Annotated in this window: 4 protein-coding genes; all 4 read left to right on the forward strand. The window is 70.6% G+C overall.

All coding sequences use genetic code 11. The features are described 5' to 3' along the window. Positions 1 to 152 precede the first annotated feature (152 nt). Positions 153 to 467 carry a hypothetical protein gene (locus tag ACFV9M_RS41845; RefSeq protein WP_385079784.1) on the forward strand — a complete coding sequence of 105 codons (315 nt, stop codon included), beginning with the start codon at positions 153 to 155 and terminating at the stop codon, positions 465 to 467. A gap of 17 nt (positions 468 to 484) precedes the next feature. After that, on the forward strand, positions 485 to 1264 hold the full coding sequence (locus ACFV9M_RS41850) for a PIG-L deacetylase family protein (protein ID WP_385079786.1): 780 nt from the start codon (positions 485 to 487) through the stop codon (positions 1262 to 1264). 45 nt (positions 1265 to 1309) lie between these two features. After that, the gene (locus ACFV9M_RS41855) at positions 1310 to 2413 is read left to right on the forward strand and encodes an NUDIX domain-containing protein (protein ID WP_385079789.1); all 1104 of its coding nucleotides are present in this window, start codon (positions 1310 to 1312) and stop codon (positions 2411 to 2413) included. Between the two features lie 243 nt (positions 2414 to 2656). Then, positions 2657 to 4122 (forward strand): integrase (locus ACFV9M_RS41860; protein WP_385079792.1); only part of this gene is annotated, 1466 nt, incomplete at its 3' end.

The following is a 4122-nucleotide window of genomic DNA, read 5'->3' on the forward strand; positions in this document are numbered from 1 at the left end:
GCGATCTCAGCCGATTACCTTCGGCACGCGGGGAGAATGACGCCGCGGGGCGATCAAACCCGCTTGGTACACGCCGGATGCGCACGGCGACACGCCGCTCGCATCCGACACAGCACCATCCGATGAGCGCCCTCGTGGCTTGCTTGAGCCGTGTGCATCGACGAGGTGCACGCACGGTTCTGAGGGGACCCCGGCGCAGCAATGCGCCGGGGTTACCCGGCGGGCGCCTGCCCGTCGGCTACGACCTGGGGCTGCTCCACGCGTACTCGCTTGCCGCACCGGCGACCGCCGCCCGGATTCGATGCGAGTTCGCCCACGTCCTGGACACGGACGCCGGCCGGACCGGCGAACTCGTCGCGCTCGCCCAGCTCCTCCAGGCATGCTCCCGCGGCGTCCACCCCACCCTCGCACCGCTCATCGCCCGCCGGGCCCAAGAGCTCACCCACTCCCCCGTCCCCACCCATTGACCGACCCGGAGGCCCCTGTGACGCAGCCGACCGCCGCTCCCTCCCTGCTCGGAGTCTGGGCGCATCCCGACGACGAATCCCTCCTCGCCGGCGGTGTGCTCGCCCAGCACGCCGCCGCCGGCGCCCGCACCGCGGTCGTCACCGCCACCTGGACGGCCGACACCCACCGAGCCCTCGAACTCGCCGACGCCTTGAACGTCTTGGGCGCGGGGCCCCTGCGGCTGCTCGGCTACGCAGATGCCCGCAACCCCGCCTCGGCACCCGGCGGCGCCGTGCGCCTGGTCGACGCGCCCCTCGACGAAGCCGTCGGCCGCCTGGTCGCACACATCCGCGAGTTTCAGCCCGACATTGTCCTCGGCCACGACGCCACGGGCCAGCTCACGGGTCACCCGGACCACCGGCGCGCCCACCAGATCACACTCCTCGCCGTCGAGGCCGCTGGCCTGCCGCACCTGTATCCCGAAGCCGGGGAGCCCTGGCAGCCTGCGGCCCTGTACGCGGCCACGCACTCGGAATCCGGTGTGGGCCGGCTCGGCCCGCTCCTTCAGAGCGTGGGCAAGACGGTCCTCGCGGTGCCGGACGCGTACGTGACCACGACCGTCGACGTCTCACCGTGGGCTGCGGCGAAGTGGGGGGCGATCTGCGCCCACCGCAGCGAGGTCGCGCGCCCGCGGCCCCTGCCCGGCCTTCTCGCCCGCCTGCCCGAACCGGACCGCAACGAGATCATCAGCACCGAGCAGTTCACCCGGCTCACCCTCAGCCCCGCACCGGGTGCCCCGCACGAGCTCATCGCCTGACCGGCCCACCGCCCACAACGTCCCGCCCGCACGATCGGAGACGCAATGACCACCTCGCCCTCCCCTGACACGCCGCCCAGCACGTCGATGACCGACGAGGAGTACGGGGCCTTACGCGCCTCAGCAGCCCTGTGGGCCGGAACGTCCGTGCTGATCACCGACGGGCGCGGCCGGGTCCTGATCCAGCGCGTCGACTACCGCCCGACCTGCCTCCTGCCCGGCGGTGCCGTCGACGCGAACGAGTCCCCGGCCCAGGGCGCCGCTCGGGAACTGCGCGAGGAACTCGGCGTCACCATGACCGTCGATTGCGGGCTCGCCGTGGACTGGGTCAGTACCGACAGCCTCAACGCTCCCGCCGACATGCGCTTCCCCGGCGAGATCCTGCACGTCTACGACGGCGGTACGTGGACCGCCGAGCAGATCGCCGCCATCCAACTGCCCGACCGTGAGATCGACTCCGTCGAGTTCGTCGAACCCGCCCTCCTTCCGGACCTGATGGCCCCCGGCGACGCCCGCAGGGCCCTGTCCGCCCTGCGCGCCCGCATCAACTCCGCCGGCCCCGCGCTGCTGGAGAACGGCCTCCCGATCGCCCCCACCGTCCTGGACCAGGCCGGCGCCCTCCGCACCGCACGCGCCCAGCACCACCTCCCCTTCCACACCGGCCCCGACCCAGCGCAGCTCCCGGTGGTCCAGGTCTGGGGCTGGCTCTTCGGACCCGACGGCCGCGCCCTGGTGCTACTGGAACCGGACACAGGCGCGGCCTGCCTGCCCGGCGGCACCCCCGAACCCCCGGACCAGGGCGACCCACTCGTCACCCTGCGCCGGGAGGCGCTCGAGGAGGCCGCGGCCGAGTTCGGGGAACCGCTGTTCCTCGGTCACCTCTCCGACCTCGGCAAGCCGTACGCCCGCCTCCGCTACGCCGCGCCCCTCACCCATTTGGGCCCGCCTCCCGTCGACCCGGCCACCGGCCGCACCCACATCCGGGTCCTGGCCACCCCTGAGCAGGCCCTGGAGCTCTTCGACTGGGGAGCTCCTGCCGCCGACCAGCTCTCCGCCGTCCACCAGGCCCGAGCACGGCTCGGGATCCCCCGGTCCGCGCGGCAGCCGCTCACCGAACTGCCGGACGCCACCGACCTCACCGCCTTGTAGCCCGGCCCGGCCCATCTCGAAACGAGGACTCGCATGAGCGATCCATCACCCGCCCTCGGCACCTCAGCCCTGCCCACTCACCTCCTGCCGGCCACACGAGCCGCATCGGATGTCCCCGTGCCGGTTCGAACGGGGAATTGTCAGTGCGGACGGATCTCCTACCAGGTCACCGGCATCCCGGATGATCCGCATCTGTGCTTCCCTGATGATTGAGTGAGTTCAAGGGACTCACAGGGGTGGCAGATGGACGAGTGGTGGCTGGTGTTCGTGCCGGATCCGGAGCGGTGGGGGCCGCTGCCGGAGGAGGGAGTGCTGGGGGTCCACGACTTGCCGGCAGCAGTGGCCGCGGTGGGGCTTCAGCCGGGCGATCCGGTTTTTGTACGGCCTGATTTCGTCGTCGATCCCGAGCTGCTGGAATTTGCGCTCTCCGCAGAATTCCATCCGCTGGAGCGGGAGACTCGGCGGAATTACGCGCTCGATATCCGACTGTTGCTGACTTGGTTGTGGCGACGCGGGATCCCGTGGCGACAGGCGACCGAGAGCGACTTGCGCGCGTACAGGGAATTTCGGTGCGACTCGCCACTCAACCCGAGCCGAATCAGCGGGACGAAGTGGGATCGGGAAGCGTCGGCTTTCACACGGCTCTACCGGTGGGCGAAGGTCACGCCGCTGCCGGTGGACAGCCAGCGCCGGGCGGACCGCGCAGCGGACGCCCGCAGCTCGCGGGTGTCGTGGCTGACACCGCGAACCTGGGGCCTCTGGCAGGACGTGGGCCTTCGCGGCCTCGGTCCCGACGGGACACCGGTGCCGGGCTGGGACGGGCGGACCGAGCTTCGGAACACCTCGTTCGTCGGGTTCACACTCAGCTCGGGGCTGCGGCGGCAGGAATCCGGCGCCATCTTGACGTTCGAGGTGCCGTCACGCCCACTGCGCTCGGGCCGCTACTGCCACGGGCAGATGGCCCGAGCGCTGTCACGGTCGAAGCGAGACCGGACCTTCTACGCGTCAGCCGACTCACTGCGCCAGGTCAGCGCCTACGCGGAGTCGGAGAGGGCCTGGGCGGTCGCACGGGCGCAAGCCCAGGGGCGGTACGAGAAGTTGCCGCTGATGCGGCTGATCATGAAGGTCACGACGGGCCGTACCCCGACGGTCCACTGGGTCGACCGCGACGGCGTTCCAGGACGACATGACCTGAGCCTGCTCGACTGGCGCGAGCGGCAGTGGCTGTTCATCGAGGGACCGCAGGGCCCGGAGCCGGCGTGGCTGTGGCTGACCGAGCAGGGCATGCCCATGCTGCCGGACCGCTGGAACACTGTGTTCCGGCAGGCTAACCAACGCTGCGAACAGGCTCTGCTGACCCCGGAAGAACGAGAGACGCCCCGGCTGCTCCGGGTCGCGGAGATCCGCGGGAAGGTCCCGTACGCGACACCCCACTCCATGCGGCACTCGATGGCGCTCTACATGTTGATCCTGCTCAACGAGTTGATGGACAAGAAGTACGGGCTGACCGCCGCGGACCGGCGCGACTTCGCCCAGCTCTACGGCGACCCGTGGTGGCTGGTCAAGACCCTGCTGGGGCACAAGGACGTTGAGACGACGAAGGAGCACTACCTCAACCCTCGGGAATTGCATCAGACGGGCGAGAAACTGCAGGTTGCGAGGTCAGAACAGCGTCCGGTTATGACTCCACCCTCCTACAACTTGGCGGC

Origin of the sequence: Streptomyces sp. NPDC059895, assembly GCF_042731035.1 — a bacterium.
Taxonomy (GTDB): Bacteria; Actinomycetota; Actinomycetes; order Streptomycetales; family Streptomycetaceae; genus Streptomyces.